This window comes from Paraburkholderia unamae, from assembly GCF_003096875.1.
GTDB classification, from domain to species: Bacteria; Pseudomonadota; Gammaproteobacteria; order Burkholderiales; family Burkholderiaceae; genus Paraburkholderia; species Paraburkholderia unamae.
This window is the reverse complement of sequence record NZ_QEOB01000003.1, coordinates 13,459-30,293: the sequence shown is the minus strand read 5'-3', so window position 1 is coordinate 30,293 and position 16,835 is coordinate 13,459. Positions and strand designations below refer to the sequence as shown.

At 62.9% G+C, this 16,835-nt stretch carries 20 protein-coding genes; 17 read left to right on the top strand and 3 right to left on the bottom strand.

Translation table 11 applies throughout. The features are described from left to right. Positions 1 to 5: 5 nt before the first annotated feature. From C7402_RS06950 to C7402_RS06940, 3 genes are all read right to left on the bottom strand, one after another. Positions 6 to 629, bottom strand: a complete 624-nt coding sequence (locus C7402_RS06950) for an ankyrin repeat domain-containing protein (RefSeq protein WP_112175011.1) — start codon at positions 627 to 629, stop codon at positions 6 to 8. An 87-nt stretch (positions 630 to 716) separates the two neighbouring features. Beyond that, entirely contained in the window at positions 717 to 1,325 is a 609-nt protein-coding gene (locus tag C7402_RS06945; RefSeq protein ID WP_112175012.1) for a hypothetical protein, read from the bottom strand. Positions 1,326 to 1,405: 80 nt separating this feature from the next. Then, entirely contained in the window at positions 1,406 to 1,825 is a 420-nt protein-coding gene (locus C7402_RS06940) for a group II truncated hemoglobin (protein ID WP_112175013.1), read from the bottom strand. Positions 1,826 to 2,219: 394 nt separating this feature from the next. On the opposite strand from C7402_RS06940, the gene nifH reads away from it, so the two are divergent. The 17 genes from nifH to C7402_RS06855 all read left to right on the top strand — a co-directional run bounded on the left by nifH (position 2,220) and on the right by C7402_RS06855 (position 16,809). Beyond that, positions 2,220 to 3,101, top strand: a complete 882-nt coding sequence (gene nifH / locus C7402_RS06935; protein WP_112175014.1) for a nitrogenase iron protein — start codon at positions 2,220 to 2,222, stop codon at positions 3,099 to 3,101. Between the two features lie 107 nt (positions 3,102 to 3,208). Continuing rightward, positions 3,209 to 4,672 carry a nitrogenase molybdenum-iron protein alpha chain gene (nifD, locus tag C7402_RS06930; RefSeq protein WP_116610102.1) on the top strand — a complete coding sequence of 488 codons (1,464 nt, stop codon included), beginning with the start codon at positions 3,209 to 3,211 and terminating at the stop codon, positions 4,670 to 4,672. A gap of 90 nt (positions 4,673 to 4,762) precedes the next feature. After that, positions 4,763 to 6,322, top strand: a complete 1,560-nt coding sequence (nifK, locus tag C7402_RS06925; RefSeq protein ID WP_112175016.1) for a nitrogenase molybdenum-iron protein subunit beta — start codon at positions 4,763 to 4,765, stop codon at positions 6,320 to 6,322. 13 nt (positions 6,323 to 6,335) lie between these two features. Then, positions 6,336 to 6,656, top strand: a complete 321-nt coding sequence (locus C7402_RS06920; RefSeq protein WP_116610101.1) for a hypothetical protein — start codon at positions 6,336 to 6,338, stop codon at positions 6,654 to 6,656. Positions 6,657 to 6,804: 148 nt separating this feature from the next. Beyond that, positions 6,805 to 7,284, top strand: a complete 480-nt coding sequence (locus C7402_RS06915) for a hypothetical protein (RefSeq protein WP_112175018.1) — start codon at positions 6,805 to 6,807, stop codon at positions 7,282 to 7,284. Between the two features lie 265 nt (positions 7,285 to 7,549). After that, positions 7,550 to 8,428, top strand: coding sequence for an LLM class flavin-dependent oxidoreductase (locus C7402_RS06910; protein WP_116610100.1), 879 nt, complete (start codon positions 7,550 to 7,552; stop codon positions 8,426 to 8,428). Positions 8,429 to 8,533: 105 nt separating this feature from the next. Then, entirely contained in the window at positions 8,534 to 9,355 is an 822-nt protein-coding gene (locus tag C7402_RS06905; RefSeq protein WP_133254419.1) for an HD domain-containing protein, read from the top strand. A 192-nt stretch (positions 9,356 to 9,547) separates the two neighbouring features. After that, positions 9,548 to 11,041, top strand: coding sequence for a nitrogenase iron-molybdenum cofactor biosynthesis protein NifE (nifE, locus tag C7402_RS06900; protein WP_116610099.1), 1,494 nt, complete (start codon positions 9,548 to 9,550; stop codon positions 11,039 to 11,041). Between the two features lie 21 nt (positions 11,042 to 11,062). Continuing rightward, positions 11,063 to 12,478: a nitrogenase iron-molybdenum cofactor biosynthesis protein NifN gene (gene nifN / locus C7402_RS06895; protein WP_116610098.1), complete on the top strand. Its 1,416-nt coding sequence runs from the start codon at positions 11,063 to 11,065 to the stop codon at positions 12,476 to 12,478. Continuing rightward, positions 12,475 to 12,888, top strand: a complete 414-nt coding sequence (nifX, locus tag C7402_RS06890) for a nitrogen fixation protein NifX (protein WP_112175023.1) — start codon at positions 12,475 to 12,477, stop codon at positions 12,886 to 12,888. Before nifN ends, nifX begins: the two co-directional genes overlap by 4 nt. Beyond that, positions 12,881 to 13,375, top strand: a complete 495-nt coding sequence (locus C7402_RS06885; protein WP_112175024.1) for a NifX-associated nitrogen fixation protein — start codon at positions 12,881 to 12,883, stop codon at positions 13,373 to 13,375. Before nifX ends, C7402_RS06885 begins: the two co-directional genes overlap by 8 nt. 14 nt (positions 13,376 to 13,389) lie before the next feature. Further along, a complete protein-coding gene (locus C7402_RS06880; RefSeq protein ID WP_042270764.1) occupies positions 13,390 to 13,587 on the top strand; it encodes a CCE_0567 family metalloprotein in 198 nt (65 codons plus the stop codon). Between the two features lie 21 nt (positions 13,588 to 13,608). Further along, the gene (fdxB, locus tag C7402_RS06875) at positions 13,609 to 13,914 is read left to right on the top strand and encodes a ferredoxin III, nif-specific (RefSeq protein WP_112175025.1); all 306 of its coding nucleotides are present in this window, start codon (positions 13,609 to 13,611) and stop codon (positions 13,912 to 13,914) included. 10 nt (positions 13,915 to 13,924) lie between these two features. Beyond that, positions 13,925 to 14,494 carry a nitrogen fixation protein NifQ gene (locus tag C7402_RS06870; RefSeq protein WP_112175078.1) on the top strand — a complete coding sequence of 190 codons (570 nt, stop codon included), beginning with the start codon at positions 13,925 to 13,927 and terminating at the stop codon, positions 14,492 to 14,494. Between the two features lie 98 nt (positions 14,495 to 14,592). Further along, positions 14,593 to 15,210, top strand: a complete 618-nt coding sequence (locus C7402_RS06865) for a globin family protein (RefSeq protein WP_181565724.1) — start codon at positions 14,593 to 14,595, stop codon at positions 15,208 to 15,210. Further along, on the top strand, positions 15,198 to 15,749 hold the full coding sequence (locus tag C7402_RS06860) for a DUF2325 domain-containing protein (protein WP_112175026.1): 552 nt from the start codon (positions 15,198 to 15,200) through the stop codon (positions 15,747 to 15,749). Before C7402_RS06865 ends, C7402_RS06860 begins: the two co-directional genes overlap by 13 nt. A 73-nt stretch (positions 15,750 to 15,822) precedes the next feature. Beyond that, on the top strand, positions 15,823 to 16,809 hold the full coding sequence (locus C7402_RS06855) for an LLM class flavin-dependent oxidoreductase (RefSeq protein WP_112175027.1): 987 nt from the start codon (positions 15,823 to 15,825) through the stop codon (positions 16,807 to 16,809). The last annotated feature ends 26 nt before the right edge of the window (positions 16,810 to 16,835 follow it).

Here is a 16,835-nt window from a genome sequence, read left to right as displayed (position 1 = left end):
TTGCGTCATGCAGCCTTGTCTCCAGCCATATGGGCGGAGATTGCCCCACGCTGCGGATCGGCGCGTTGCCTCTCCGGCGCGCGGGGCGCGTCTTTCGTCCCGCCGCCTAACCGGCGGGACACGCGGAGCAGTTCGAAGCCGCGCTCCGCCGCCATGTCGAGCGCGTTTCGTCCATCCGGCGCATACAGACCCTCGCTTGCGCCATGAGCGAGCAGGAGTTGCATGAGTTCGACCCGTCCGCTGGCCGCCGCCTGCATCAGGCAGGTAATGTCGTCGTCGTTCGCGTGGTCGATCTCGGCGCCTTCGTTGATCAGCCGCAGAATCGGCGCGGGTGCTCCGCCAAGACACGCATACCAGAGCGCTTGATTGCCGGTGTCGTCGAGCGCGTCGACGCGAACGCCGTGGGCGAGCAACGCCTCTACCAGACCATCATCGCCGTGCAACGCCGCAAGCATCAGCGGCGTCGTACCTTCGAGGCCGCGCGAATGGGCATCGGGGAAGTCGTGGTTTGAGAGCCATGTCGCGAGCGCGGCGGGCACGCCGCCCAGCGGCTTCGCGTCCGAGGATGGCGTAGGACGGCGATTCCCGCTTTCGCGCACGAAGGGGACGGTGTCGGTGTGCAGTGACATGGTCACGCTCCGGCTCGGAAAAAGGGGTAGTGTGGGGTCGCCGGGGAGCGACGAAGCGGCGATCCCCGGCCTGGTCACTGGAAATCGTCAGACGGGACGGTTTTCGTTGGGGTTGCGCACCGGTCCCATCAGTTCGAGGCCTTCGCTGTAGGTGATCGTGTCGAAGGTCACATCGAACTTGATTGCCGCATCGGCGACCGCGTCGAGCTTGCCGGCCGTGTCCTTTTTCTTCAGGTCGTTCTTCTCGAGGTAGAGCAGTTCGAGCATTTCGTTATAGACCGTCGATTCGAGAATCGGCAGCACGTAGAACATCGCGCCCTTGTACGGTACCTGGTAGCGTTTGCTCAGGTCGATGTTGTCGCAGAACAGAAAGTATTTTCCGCCTGCGCTTAGCGTGTCACCGAGCACGTCGGCGACATCCTTCAGATATTCGAAGCTCAGCAGCCAGCCGGCGAAGAACGGCAGATGTTTCTCGCCGATCGAGGCAACGGCCATGACCTGATCGCACGTCAGTTCGGGTGGGCGCGCTTCGTCGGCGAGCTTTGGTGCGAAGCGCAACGCCAGTTCGCCGCGGAATCCGACCCGGCCGAACTGGTTCGTGAGTCCCTTGAGAACCGGATTGAGCAGCCGGCCTTCATGTTCGAGGCGGGCGAATGCGGTGTCGTCGAGTTCCTTGCGGGCGAGCGTGGCGGTCATGACGGAGTCCTTTGCATCGTAAAAGTTGGGGCGGGCGGAAAATATCCAGAATCGTTGGGTAAAGAAGCGCGAATCGCGAATCAGGTTCCGGTGTTTCGCATCCAGTCTGCAATTCTGAGGAATGCGTGCATCAGTTCGTCGCGTAGCGCTGGGGCGATGCCTGTTTCGTCGAGCGCCGCACGCATGCAGGAAAGCCACGCATCACGCTCGGCTGCTCCGATCGGGAATGCCGCGTGGCGCATGCGCAGCCGCGGTTGTCCGCGCTCGTCCGAATAGCGCTTTGGGCCGCCGAGCCATTCGCACAGGTAGCGGACCAGCACCGTCTTTACCGGCGCGAGGTCCGGAGCATGCATAGCGCGAATGTCGCTTGCGTCGGGCCGCGTGTCCATATGCCGGTAGAACGCATCGACGATGCGCGTTACCGCCGGCTCTCCGCCAATGGCATCGAAATGGGTCGAGGTGCGTCGTACGTCGACGGCAGCAGTCGTGAGCGGGTTCATGGCGTCCTTGAGTGCAACAAACGTACCAGCGACAAAAGAGCCGGATCCGACGTGCATATGTGGGCCAGGCCGCGCGGCGGCGGTGTTGTTTGCGACGAAACGCGCACGGTTTGTCGGGAAGCCGACAACTGCGGTCCCCGCCCGGTATGAGCGGCGGGGGCGCTGCACACGCGTGACAGGTCCGGTTTATCGGGGATTCCGAAGATTCGCTCTGAATTGGCACGAAAGCTGCACTGGAGCAGTCCGCGCGGACACACTCCGGCCGATGCGTGACTCGACAGAAGAAGACCATACGGACACCGCAGGCTGAGGACATGGTCGCGGCTTTGCAGCCCTGAATCTCAACCCTGATTTCTAACCCAGCTTTCAACCTTTCCAGAACTGGAGAACGTCAATGTCTAAACTTCGTCAGATCGCCTTTTACGGCAAAGGCGGGATCGGCAAGTCCACCACGTCGCAGAACACACTTGCGGCGCTTACCGAACTCGGGCAGAAGATCCTGATCGTCGGCTGTGACCCGAAGGCCGACTCGACCCGCCTGATTCTGCACGCGAAGGCGCAGGACACCATTCTCTCGCTTGCCGCAGAAGCCGGCTCGGTGGAAGACCTCGAACTCGAGGACGTGATGAAGATCGGCTACAAGGACATCCGCTGCGTCGAGTCGGGTGGTCCGGAACCGGGCGTCGGCTGCGCCGGCCGCGGTGTCATCACGTCCATCAACTTCCTCGAAGAGAACGGCGCGTACGACGGCGTCGACTATGTCTCCTACGACGTGCTCGGTGACGTGGTGTGCGGCGGCTTCGCGATGCCGATTCGCGAAAACAAGGCGCAGGAAATCTACATCGTGATGTCGGGAGAGATGATGGCGATGTACGCGGCCAACAACATCTCGAAAGGCATTCTGAAGTATGCGAACAGCGGTGGCGTGCGTCTTGGAGGTCTCGTGTGCAACGAGCGCCAGACCGACAAGGAGCTCGAACTGGCCGAGGCGCTGGCCGGCATGCTCGGTTCGAAGCTGATCCACTTCGTGCCGCGCGACAACATCGTGCAGCACGCGGAGCTGCGCCGCATGACGGTGATCGAGTTCGCGCCCGAATCGAACCAGGCGAACGAGTATCGTCAGCTCGCGAAAAAGGTGCACAACAACGCGGGCAACGGCACGATCCCCACGCCGATCACGATGGATCAGCTCGAAGACCTGCTGATGGAGCACGGCATCATGAAATCCATCGACGAATCGCAGGTCGGCAAGACGGCTGCCGAACTGTCCGCCTGAACCCGCGCTGAGCCGCCCGCCCGCGCGTATCGCTGGCATCGCCTGTATCGGGCGGTGCGCGCGGGCCGGCATCCAGCGATGCACAATCCTCAAGTATGGAGCATTCCATGACCGCCACGGTTGAAGAGCGCAAGGCCGAGAACAAGGCCCTGATCGACGAAGTGCTGAAGGCCTATCCCGAAAAAATGGCCAAGCGGCGCGCCAAGCATTTGGGCACCTTCGAGGAAGGCAAGCCCGACTGTGGCGTGAAATCCAATATCAAGTCGCTGCCCGGAGTGATGACGATTCGTGGCTGCGCGTATGCCGGCTCGAAGGGGGTCGTCTGGGGCCCAATCAAGGACATGATCCACATCAGCCACGGTCCGGTCGGCTGCGGCCAGTACTCGTGGGCGGCGCGCCGGAACTACTACATCGGCACGACCGGCATCGACACGTTCGTCACGATGCAGTTTACGTCGGACTTCCAGGAAAAGGACATTGTGTTCGGCGGCGACAAGAAACTCGACAAGATCATCGACGAGATTCAGGAACTGTTCCCGCTGAACAAGGGCATCTCGATCCAGAGCGAGTGTCCGATCGGTCTGATTGGCGATGACATTGAGGCCGTGTCGAAGAAGAAGAGCACGCAGTACGAGGGCCACACGATCGTGCCGGTGCGCTGCGAAGGCTTTCGCGGCGTGAGCCAGTCGCTGGGGCACCACCTCGCGAACGACGCGATCCGCGACTGGGTATTCGACAAGACGGATCCGGAAAAGCGCCCGGAATTCGAGTCGACGCCGTACGACGTTGCGATCATCGGCGACTACAACATCGGTGGTGATGCGTGGTCAAGTCGCATTCTGCTTGAGGAGATCGGCCTGCGCGTGATCGCACAGTGGTCGGGCGACGGCTCGATCGCGGAGTTGGAGAACACGCCGAAGGCGAAGTTGAACGTGCTGCATTGCTACCGTTCGATGAACTATATCAGCCGGCACATGGAAGAGAAGTATGGCATTCCGTGGGTCGAATATAACTTCTTTGGCCCCACGATGATTGAGAAGAGCCTGCGGGAGATCGCTAGCCACTTCGACGAGACGATCAAGGCGAATGCCGAGAAGGTTATCCAGAAGTACCGCCCGTTGGTGGACGCGGTGATCGCGAAGTTCAAGCCGCGCCTGGAGGGCAAGAAAGTAATGCTGTTTGTGGGTGGGCTACGCCCGCGCCACGTGATCGGCGCCTACGAGGACCTCGGCATGGACGTCGTCGGCACTGGCTACGAATTCGGCCACAACGACGACTATCAGCGCACGACGCACTACGTGAAGGATGGCACGTTGATCTATGACGACGTGACCGGCTACGAATTCGAGAAGTTCGTCGAGCAGGTGCAGCCGGACCTTGTCGGCTCGGGCATCAAGGAGAAGTACGTATTCCAGAAGATGGGCGTGCCGTTCCGCCAGATGCACAGCTGGGACTATTCTGGCCCTTATCACGGCTACGACGGTTTCGCGATCTTCGCGCGCGACATGGACATGGCGATCTCGAGCCCGGTGTGGAGTCTCGCGAAGGCGCCGTGGAAAAACGCCGCATAAAAAACCCTTTTCCAGGCGCAAGCGGTCGGCGGCCAGCGAGGCTGCCGCTTCGGTCGCCGACCCCATCGATATCGATTCAGGAGTTTCGCCATGCCACAATCTGCCGACAAGATTCTCGATCACGAACTGCTGTTCCGCGAGCCGGAATACCAGGAAATCTTTCGCACAAAAAAAGAGAATTTCGAATTCAACCATCCGGACGAAACCGTCAAGCAGGTGGTTGAATGGACGAAGACTGAAGATTACAGGCAGAAGAATTTTGCCCGCGATTCGCTGACGGTCAATCCGGCGAAAGCATGCCAGCCGCTGGGCGCGGTATACGTGGCGAACGGCTTTCACAAGACGCTCAGCTTCGTGCACGGTTCGCAGGGCTGTGTCGCGTACTACCGTTCGCATTTCTCGCGGCACTTCAAGGAGCCCACCTCGTGTGTCAGTTCGTCGATGACCGAGGATGCCGCAGTGTTCGGAGGGCTGAATAACATGATCGACGGGCTCGCGAACGCATACAACCTGTACAAGCCTGAGATGATCGCGGTATCGACCACCTGCATGGCGGAGGTGATCGGCGATGACCTCGACGCGTTCATCAAGAACAGCAAGCAGAAGGGCAGTGTGCCGGAAGAATATGACGTTCCGTTCGCGCACACGCCAGCGTTCGTCGGCAGTCACGTGACCGGCTACGACAACGCACTGCTCGGGATTCTCAAGCATTTCTGGGACGGCAAGGCAGGTACGACGCAGCCGTTGGTGCGCGTGCAGGACGACAGCGTGAACTTCATTGGCGGCTTCGACGGCTTCGTGGTCGGCAACATGAAGGAAATCCGGCGGATCTTCGGACTGTTCGGAGTGAAGGTCAATGTGATCTGCGATCCGTCCGAGACGTGGAACACGCCGACCGACGGTGAATTTCGCATGTATGAAGGCGGCACGACGAAGGAGGAGGTCGAGCAGGCGTTGCACGCGAAAGCGACGTTTGTGTTTCAGGAATATTGCTGCGAGAAGACCAGCAAGTTCATCGCGGAGCACGGGCAGGAAGTCGTTGTGCTGAACGCGCCTGTCGGCGTCGCGGGAACCGATCGCTTCCTGATGGAAATCTCGCGCGTGACCGGCAAGCCGATTCCCGCAGCGCTCGAAAAGGAGCGCGGTCAACTCGTCGATGCGATGGCGGACAGCCAGGCGCACCTGCACGGCAAGCGCTTCGCCCTGTATGGCGATCCGGACCAGATGCTCGGCTACACGCAGTTCCTGCTTGAGCTTGGCGCGGAACCGGCGCACGTGCTCGCGACCAACGGCAACGACGCCTGGGCGGGGAAGGTGCAGGCGCTCTTCGATGCATCGCCGTACGGCGCCGGCTGCAAGGTCTATCCGAAGCGCGACCTGTGGCATATGCGCTCGCTGCTCTTCACGGAGCCGGTGGACTTTCTGATCGGCAACACGTACGGCAAGTACCTGGAACGCGACACGAAAACACCGCTGATCCGAATGGTGTTCCCGATCTTCGACCGTCACCACTATCACCGCTATCCGACGTGGGGCTACGATGGCGCGCTGCGCACGCTCGTGATGTTGCTCGACGAGTTCTTCGAGACCCTCGACGCGAACACGATCGTAGCCGCGAAGACGGACTACAGCTACGACATCATCCGTTGATTGGAGCGCGGTCATGGCAGATCCGGTACTGATCAAGTTCACGCAGGACGGCCGCAGGGTCGAGGTGATCGACGGCTGGGTCTGCCTGGCTGGCGTACGCGAGGCGGACCAACTGGTGCCGTTGCTCGAACACCCGAACCAGCAGGCGATCGCGCGCCATGTTCCGGGGGCGACGCACGTGGCCGGGCGCTTGCCGCTCACGCACGCAGAGGCGGCAATCGCATTGGGAGCGCTCTGCGCCGCGCAGCGCCAGTTCGACGCAAGTCCGGCCGGCATAGCCCAGCGTATTCGAAAAGCTGTCTGGGCGAAGGTCGCTGCCGAGGGCGTCGAATAGCATGCATGGCTCGTGCTGGAGCGGGCGATGGGGTAGCGTGCGACGCGACAACGGTCATGTCCGAGCGCGCCTGTCGCGGCGCCTTCCCGGAGGACGCTGATACGGGATCCACTGGCACTTTAATGAATCGGCGTACTGGGGGCGACCCGTGATCTACGTGGTGGAACTACCTGCGGGAGGCAAGCCCAAAGCCTGGTTTGCGTACGATGAGGCGGACTTCGCGCGCAAGGTCGCAGCGTCGGACCCGCTTCGGCCGGAGGAAATATACGATTCGGTGACACCCCGTGAACTCCTCGAATTCAGCGGTCAAGCGCCGGATGTCGACGCGCGGACGCAATACCCGTCGATTTGCGCAATCGGCGATGCGCATGGCTGGGACACGCCGCTCTACCGCGCGGACTATCTGCTCGGCCGCGGCCTTTGCCAGCATGAGCCAGTGACGCTGCTCGACGCGTCGTTGGCGGCGCTCAATGCGCGCGGACACTGTCTTGTCTACTTGAACGATCGCGCGGCCATTGGGGCATTCGAGGGGGCGGATCCACGTCTTGCGGGCAAGTCGCACTGGGATGCGCGGCGGGCGCTGTACGAGCAACTGGTGGCGCTTGAAGTTCTCGCGGATGACAACTGATGCGTGGCGGGGAGAGTGCGATGACGCCGCATGCCGTGACGCAGGTCGACGAGCCACACGCGCACATCAGGCGTCCCGACTGCGATCTGACCGTGAACGCTGGCAGGTTCTGCAAATTGCGCTCGAAGCCGGCCGCCGGCAGCGCCGCGAGGCGGCGTGGTATGCCGTTAGCGCATTGCTGCCGGTGGCGTTCGAATTGGTCGAAGAACTGCGCCGGAGTGCGCCGGCCGGGTTCGAATTTCGTGACTGATCCTGGAATTCCCGAATGAAGCTGCGCCTTGGCACGCTATGCCTGTTTGAAAACCCGACCGGAGAGGATGGCCGCGCATTGATCCGGCAATTCGTGCTTGCGCGCGAAGCGGACCGCATGGGCTACGACGATGTCTGGCTGGTCGAGCGCCACGGCGATGCGAGTCGCCCAAGCGGCGCCATCACGACGTTGCTCGGGCACTTGTCGGGCGTTACGTCGAAGGCGCGTGTCGGCGCGGTGCTTCTTCCCGAAGGGCGTCACGGCCTGCAACTCGCAGAGGATCTGGCTACCGTCGAACTGTTGAGCCGCGGGCGTCTTGCGCTCGCGGTGGACGCGCAGGACGTCGCGTCGGCCGATGCGGTTCTCGACTCGTTGGACTGGTTGCGGGCTCGGCTCGACGGGGGACACCACGACAACGATCTGATACCGCGCCCGTCCGGCGAGCGTCCGCTCGCCTGGGCACTCACCGCAGACGTGCATGTGGCACGCAGCATCGCGGCGCGAGGATTCGGATTGTGTTTGCCACCGGATCTACCGCTCGATGCAGTCTCGGCGTTACTCAGCCATTACCGCGACGCCGTGCCAGAAAACGGCGACGGCGCGCGGCCCATGCCGCTGCTTGTCCGCTACGCGTGCCCGGCCGAGACGCACGACGAGGCGCTGGCTATCGCAACGCTTTACCTCAACGCGCGAGTGGGCGTGGAACATGCTGGCGGCGTTCTGGCCCATTCGCTGGTGGGCAACCATGCTGAGGTGGCCGCGCAGATTCGCGGGCTCGGAGCAGAACTCGGCCTGTATGGCATCCTGATCATCCCCATGAGTGCGCATTTCGATACCGCCAAACATATCCTCGCGGACATGGTGGACGAAGTGCGACCGTTGCTCGACGACTGAAATGGATAAGGGTGACAGCACGTGCGAGGAGGATTGCAAGCCCTGTCCGTTTGTTGGCGCGCGTGGGTGCTCCGCCGACGCGCGGGTGCAGCGCAGGGAGACCACGTGAACTGGGCACAGGATTTAGTCCGTTACGCACTGTGGGCGGCCCAGACCGAAGCCGCGACGCTCGGCGCTGCCGAACAGGCACATATGGTCACCGCGGTGCAGATGGATGCAGTCGAGCGCTTGACGCCGCGGCAGCGCGGTCAGGTGCTCGGGCGTGCGCTGATGGCGCCGCGCCCGGTCGGTTTCTTCCTTGCCCTGCGCGACTGCGCGGGACTCAGGCGCCTGCTGCCTGAATTCGATGCACTCTTTGGCGTGCCGATGATCACCGACGCTCCGGAGGCTGTCGACGCGGGCGAGCATCAGTTGCGCGTGCTGGCCGAAACGGCGCGTCGCGGTGCGCCGCTCGCGGTGCGCGTGGCTGCGCTGTTGCACAAGATCGGCATGGGACGTACGCCGCCTGAACGATGGGCTGGCCATCCGGGCCACGAAGTCCCCGGTGCCGCGCTGCTGTCGTCGCTCGCGAGTCGCATTGAGTTTCCGCCAGATGCGCTCGATCTGGCCCTGCTTGCGATTGCCGAGGCCGATTGCGTGCATCGCGCGAGCGACATGCGTGCGGCAGCCATGGCCTCGCTGCTCGAGCGGGTGTGCGCAGATACCCGGACTGCGCGTTTCGAGCAATTACTGCTCGTGTGCGTCTGCGACTACGCCGCATATCCTGGGCATATCGATGAGGATTACGTAAAGGTGAAACGTTTGCGCCGGGCGCTGGCCGCGTATTGTTCGGTGAACCAAGCCACTGACCCAGGTGCGTTGCTTGAAGCGCGGGCGCGGGCCATTGCCCGGTCGGTGTCCCGACCACGCGAGCGCGACGCAGGATGACGACGGCGGCCGTCAGCCACTGTCGCGTTTGCTTCGTCCAGACGTGTCGCAATCCGTTCAAATCCTCCAAACGGCGTTCCGATGTCGACATTCGGCGACGGGACGACCCGCGAGGACGCCGCCTGGTGTACAGCACAGCCGTGGTACAGAACTTGCCAGTCACGATGAAACCCGTATCGTCAGGAGCCTGCCATGTCCGCCTCGCTCAAGGCCAAGATTGCTGAAGTGTTTGATGAACCCGGTTGCGACAAGAACCAGGGAAAAAGTGAGAAGGAGCGCAAAAAGGGTTGCACCAAGCAGTTGTCGCCCGGCGCGGCGGCGGGAGGCTGTGCGTTCGACGGCGCGAAGATCGCATTGCAGCCGATCGTCGACGTCGCGCATCTCGTGCATGGGCCGATCGCGTGCGAGGGAAACTCATGGGACAACCGTCACGCCGCGTCGTCGGGCTCGACGCTTTACCGTACCGGCTTCACTACCGACATCAACGAGCTCGACGTGGTCTATGGCGGCGAGAAGCGACTGTTCCGGAGCGTGCGGGAGATCATCGAGAAGTACGATCCGCCCGCCGTATTTGTCTACCAGACCTGCGTGACCGCGCTGATCGGCGACGACATCGAGGCGGTCTGCAAGCGCGCGTCGGAGAAGTTTGGCAAACCGGTGATTCCGGTGAACTCACCTGGCTTCGCGGGGCCGAAGAACCTCGGCAACAAGCTTGGCGGCGAGGCGATTCTCGATTACGTGATCGGCACGCGCGAGCCGGAATATACGACGCCGTACGACATCAACATCATTGGCGAGTACAACCTGTCGGGCGAGCTGTGGCAGACGAAGCCGCTGCTCGACGCGCTCGGTATCCGCGTTCTTTCGTGCATTTCCGGTGACGGCCGCTACAACGAGATCGCGAGCTCGCATCGCGCGAAAGTCAACATGATGGTGTGCTCGAAGTCGATGATCAACATCGCGACGAAAATGCAGCAGCGCTACGGCATTCCGTACTTCGAAGGTTCGTTTTACGGAATCGGTGACATGAGCGACACGCTGCGCCAGATCGCGAAGCTGCTGGTGCAGCAGGGTGCGCCCAAGGACCTGATCGGGCGTACCGAGTGCCTGATAGAAGCCGAGGAAGCACGGGCCTGGGCGCGGATTGCCCGCTATCGCAATCGGCTCGAAGGCAAGCGCGTGCTGCTGATCACCGGTGGCGTGAAGTCGTGGTCGGTGGTCGCCGCGCTTCAGGAGGCCGGTCTCGAGATCGTCGGCACGAGCGTCAAGAAGAGCACGAAGGAAGACAAGGAGAAGATCAAGGAGATCATGGGTGACGACGCGCACATGATCGACGACATGACGCCGCGTGAGATGTACAGCATGCTGCGCGACGCGAAGGCGGACATTATGCTCTCTGGCGGTCGCTCGCAGTTCGTTGCGTTGAAGGCGCGCATGCCGTGGCTTGATATCAACCAGGAGCGCCATCATCCCTACGGCGGGTACGAAGGCATCGTCGAACTGGTGCGTGAAATCGATCGCGCGATCTACAACCCGGTGTGGCAGCAGGTGCGCATTCCGGCGCCGTGGGGTGACGATGGGCAGACGCTCGGCGCTTTCGCATCTGCATCGCCGGTTGTGCAGGCGGCGCCGGTTGCCGGCGTGCATGCGTGGGTGATGGGCCTCGAACCGGGCGTGGCGGCCTGAACGCGACGGAGAGCGAACACCATGGCCATCGTCGTCGAATCGAAGAAAGCCTGTGCGGTCAATCCGCTGAAGATGAGTCAGCCGCTCGGTGCGAGCTATGCGTTCATGGGGCTCGACGCCTGCATGCCTGTGATGCACGGCTCGCAGGGTTGCACGTCGTTCGGCCTCGTGCTGCTGGTGCGCCATTTCAAGGAGGCGATTCCGTTACAGACCACGGCGATGAACGAGGTCACGACCATCCTTGGCGGATACGAGAACATCGAAACGGCGCTGCTGAACATCCGCAAGCGGGCAGCGCCGAAGATCATCGCAATCTGCTCGACGGGACTCACCGAAACCAAGGGCGACGACGTGGAGGGCTATCTCGCGATGGTTCGCAAGCGCAAGCCCGAGCTCGACGACACCGAACTCGTATACGTGTCCACGCCCGATTATGTCGGCGGGTTCGAGGACGGCTACAGGCACGCGGTTACCGCTGTCGTGAAAGCGATGGTCAAGCCGCTGCCGAGCGTCGCCCGGCAGGTCACGCTGCTGCCAGGTAGCCATCTTTCGCCTGCCGATATCGACGAGCTGCGCGAGATCGTCAGTATGTTCGGGCTGGATGCGATCGTCCTGCCGGATCTGTCCGGTTCGCTCGACGGCCACATCGCACCGGACTGGCGGGGCACGACGCTCGGTGGCACGACGCTGGAGCAGATTCGTGCAGCCGGCGCATCGGCCTTCACGATCGGGGTAGGTGAGCAGACCCGCGAGGGTGCGCAGGCGTTGCAGGCGATTGCCGGCACACCGTTCGAAATATTCGAGCGGCTCACCGGGCTCGAACCCAACGACCGGCTGTTGCAGCGCCTCGCGCAATTGTCTGGCCGGTCCGTGCCCGCGAAGTACCGTCGGCAGCGCAGCCAGTTGCTCGACGCGATGCTCGACGGCCACTTCTACACCGGTGGCATCAAGGTGGCGCTCGGCGCCGAGCCCGACCTGTTGCTCGCGCTCGGCGCGCTGCTGCACGAAATGGGCGCTGAGTTGAGAGTCTGCGTCAGCACGACCACTTCATCATCGCACACGCTACTGCCGGCGACCGAGGTCGTGCTGGGCGACCTCGAAGACATGGAACGAGCCGCGGGCGACTGCGATCTGCTGATCACGCATTCGCATGGCCGGCAGATGGCTGAGCGGCTGGGCAAGCCGCTAATGCGCGTCGGCTTCCCCGTGTTCGATCGCGTAGGCAACGCGCACCGCTGCCAGGTCGGCTACCGCGGCACGATGAACCTGATCTTCGAGATCGCGAACCTGATGATCGAGCAGATCGCCCATCACCGTCCGGGGGACTGGCCGTTGCCGCAATCGTCGGTCGATCTGGCAGCGCGCGATCCGGCGCGCGAAGTGAAGATTCCGGTCGTCACGGCCATGCCCGAACCCAATCAGGAGCACACAGCATGAAGATCGCTTTTGCGACCCAGGACCGGCAGTACGTCGACGCCCATTTTGGCTGGGCGAAGAGCATCGTAATCTACAACGTCACGCCCGACGGGTATGAGTTTGTTGAGGCATTCGACTTCGGCGGCAAGCTCGAGGAAGACGGCGACGAGGACAAGCTTGCGCCGAAGCTTGAAGCCGTAAAGGACTGCGCGATCCTGTACGTTGCCGCGATTGGTGGTTCGGGTGCCGCGCGCGTGGTGGCGCTGAAGATTCATCCAATCAAGGTGCCGCAGCCGGAACCAATCGAAGAGATTCTCGCCAGGCTGCTGGGCGTGCTCAAGGGCACACCGCCTCCATGGCTGCGCAAGGCGCTCGCGAAGGACGGCGAACGTACATACGATTTCGAAGACGACGAGGTATCTCATGGCTGAAGCCATCACCGATCACACGGCCGCGGACGCGGCCAGCGACGAGGCGCTGCTTGCAACGCCGTTTATCCAGCAACTTGTCAGGCAGATGCGCGCGCAGGACACCCACGGCACGTGGGAAGGCAGGACAGACCTTCAGTTGCTCAAGCCGTACATCCTGACGCCGGATGAGCGTCGCGCAATTCCGATCATGGGCGACCCGGACCCCGAGACCCTGTGGCATCTGGAGCTGTTCTACAACGCCATCGCGGTGGCGATCGAGCGCGAGACCGGGCAGATGGTGTCGCCAATGATGAAGATGAGCCACGAGGGATTCGGCCGCATGGTGCTGATCGCGGGGAGGCTCGTGGTCGTCAACAAGCAGCTTCGTGACGTGCACCGCTTCGGCTTCCCTTCGCTTGCGAAACTGGCTGCGGCCGGAAGCGGGTTCCTGGCCGATGCCGTCGGGATGATCCGGGCCTATCCGTCCGTCGCGCAGTACGGCACCTGAGCAGGGAGCACACGATGACCGATGCTGTCGAACTGAAGGCGCGTTTGAAGAAGCTCAACGCGCAGGCCACTCAGGCGAAGATGGATCTGCACGACCTGTCCGAGGAACTGCCGACGAACTGGGAGCAGATTCTCACCGTCGCACAGCGTTGCCACGATGCGCACGCCGCCTTGATGGAAGCGCGCAAGGCCGCCGCCGCGGCTTGCGCGTAACCCCGCACGCAGGAGGCAAAGATGAGCGATATCTTCAGCGTGAAGCTGCCGAGCGGCGAGACCTGGACGCCGACTTTCGTGTCCACACTCGACGAGCAGAAGTGCATTGGTTGCGGCCGGTGCTTCAAGGTTTGCCCGCGCGGTGTACTGGAGCTCGTGGGGCTCGACGAGGAGGGCGCGCACGTCGCGCTCGACGGCGAGGACGAAGACGACGAATACGAAAAGAAAGTCATGACCATCGCCCACCGTGAACTGTGCATCGGTTGTACCGCCTGCGCGAAGATCTGTCCGAAGAAGTGCTACACGCACTCGGCGGCGCATGTCTGAGCATGCCGTCATGGACTTTCACGCCACGTTGATGCGCCATGCTGTGAGTCCAGGAGACCCCACCGTACTGGCTCTTGCGGGTGTATTGTCGGGCGCCTTCGATCAATACGGTGCGCACGTGCTCCCGATCCCGGGACTCGACGCGAGCAAGACACGCTGGCTGCTCTCGCGCTGGTTCCCGGGGGGCGATGCCGCGTTGCCGTTCGCATGGGAGGGGATGGACGGTACGTCGCGGTGCAGGTCGCGTTACGACGAAGTGGAAGATCTGGTGACGTTGTTCAAGGACCACGCCGATCCCGATGCCGGTACGGCCGAGGAGGCTGAGTGCATTGCACATGCGCTGGCCGGTGCGTGCCTGGGCACCAATCACCTGTGGCAGGACCTGCAACTGCCTTCGCGACGCGAACTCTCTGCTTTGCTCGGCTACTGGTTTCCACGGCTCGCCGCCAAAAATACCCATGACATGAAGTGGAAAAAGTTCTTTTACAAGCAATTGTGCGAACGGGAAGGACTGTTTGTCTGCAAGGCGCCGAGCTGTGGTGTGTGCTCGGACTATGCGCACTGTTTCGGGCCGGAGTAGGCAGGCTCGGTGATCCAGGCGTAGTCCTTGCTTCGTTCTGGTTACCGTTATGTATTTCGGTATATAACCAACAAACTGGACACGATATCCGACACGCCATGGACCCGACATCTGAAGGCGCGCCGCGGGCGCGCTGGACACCTTGTACGCGCGCCTGTTACCGGACATTGCACTGGCCCGTGGCGCATGCTTTCCGCGATCGGCCTGCGCAGGGCTCGCGGGTCGTCTGCCCGCCACTGCCGGCGCCGTCGCACCGCCTGCTTGCGATCTGTGCGGAAGCCGGTCTGCGCGAGCTGGTGCGGCAGCACATGAGGCGCCTGCGTACTACGCCGCTCTTCGCGCACGCGGGCGATTGCTTCGACTGCGTAACCGAGCGGGTGGCGGACTATGTTGTCGAGGCCTGTGGAGGGCCGCTCTACTACAGCCAGCGGCATGCGCATCTTCAGGCGGGGGCAGGGCTGCCGCTGCTGCTCGACGAGGAAGGGCGCGAACTATGGCTCGTGCAATTGTGGCATGCGTTCGACGACGTGAACTTTCCGCCTGCGCTACGCGCGGACTTCTGGGGTTGGGCCGAACCGCTGTCCGTGCAGTTGCTTGCCCCGCGTGCGCGTCATGAGGCGCTTACCCGCTATGCGTACGACACGGTACGCAGCTGGTTCACGACGTCGACGTCACTGGCGCGTTCGCTGGACGACGAAGCATCATGGCAGCGCTGACTGGAGCAGGCCGACCGGAATGCGGGCACACGGCTGTGAACCACGCCGCCCCGATCACGGCCACGGATGCGGACGTCGAGCGACTGCGGGCGCACGTCGCCAGTCTGGCGCGTGAATTGCAATGGATCGAACGGATGTTGCTCGACAGCGGCACGATCGACGCGTTGCTGCGTGGGCGGCGTTTCGTCTATGTCGGTGGCCGGCCCCGGAGCAACGCGGTGCTGCGCGAGTGGCTGGCGCGCGCGGGAGGCGTGTTCGTGCATCACGTCTCGCTGATCGACGCGGATCCCAGCGACCGGGCGACCCGGTTTGCCGCGCTGTTGCCGCGCACGGATGCGGTGCTGTGCCCGCTCGACACCATCGACGCCGGGTCCCTCGTCGCGCTGCGCAACATCTGTGCACACCACGGCGTTCCGTGGGTGGCACTGCGCACGTCGAACCTGGCGAGCTTTGTCGCCGGGATATCGCGGGCGGATCATCGGCGGCAACGGCTTGCAGCGCTGCCGCCATTCGCATACGGGTGGCGCAGGCTGCGCTGAGTGTGCCTGCGGATTGTTTGGCTCCGGCGTTGTGCCGGAGCCAAACGACGACTTGAATCGGTGAAGCGACAAAATGTCGGAATTACTACAACGCTATGGTGTGTTTCTGAACGTCGAAAACCCCGACAACGACGCGCGCGACGCGCTCCGGCAGACTGTTCGAACCGGCGTCGAGGCGGAGCAGATGGGGTTCCACGACGTCTGGGTGGCCGAGCACCACTACAGTCCGTTCGCGATCGGCAGCGCGCTGACCGTGCTGCTATCACACATCGCGGCGCTGACGTCGACGATCCGGCTCGGCAGCGGCGCATCGCTGCTCGCACTGAACGACCCGCTGCGCGTTGCGGAGGATATCGCTGCACTCGACCTGCTGAGCGGCGGGCGCATAGAGTTCGGTGTCGCGCGCGGTGGGCCGTTTCCGGAGCAGTATCGTCCCTCGGGGATCCAGTCCGTGGATGTCGCGCGCGAACGCATGCATGAGGCGCTCGATTTGATCCGGCGGCTATGGAGCGAGCCGCAAACACATTTCGACGGACGCTTCTTCCGGTATGAAGGTGTCGCAGTCTATCCGCGTCCGTTGCAGCGCCCAATGCCAGTCTGGCTCGCGAGCCTTGCGGGGGACTCACTGCGCATTGCTGCGGAGCACGGCTATGGCCTGATGGCGACGCCTTCTTCGGATCTCGGTCAAATTGCGGAGCAGGTGGCCGACGAACGCGCACGGCGCGGCGCCTTTCCGTTTGCTATCGCGCGTTTTTTTCATTGCGACAACGATAGCCGTCGCGCGATCGAGCACGGTGTCGCGGCAGTGCGCGCGTATCCCCGTCTGATGGGCGTGCGGTTCCCGCCGGGCAAGCTGCCACCTATGTTCTCGCCGGACGCAACGGAAGCCGTGATCCTCGCGAACGCGATCATCGGCGATCCAGGGCAGTGTGTGGCGCGCGCGAAAGAGCTGGGCGAACGGCTCGGCCCGCACCGGCTGCTGCTCAAGCCCGCCACACACGATGCCCATGAGGCGCGTGCCTCGCTCGCACGGTTCGCTTGTGCGGCGGGCCTGATCTGATCCGACGGGCGTGCTGCTGCGGCAGC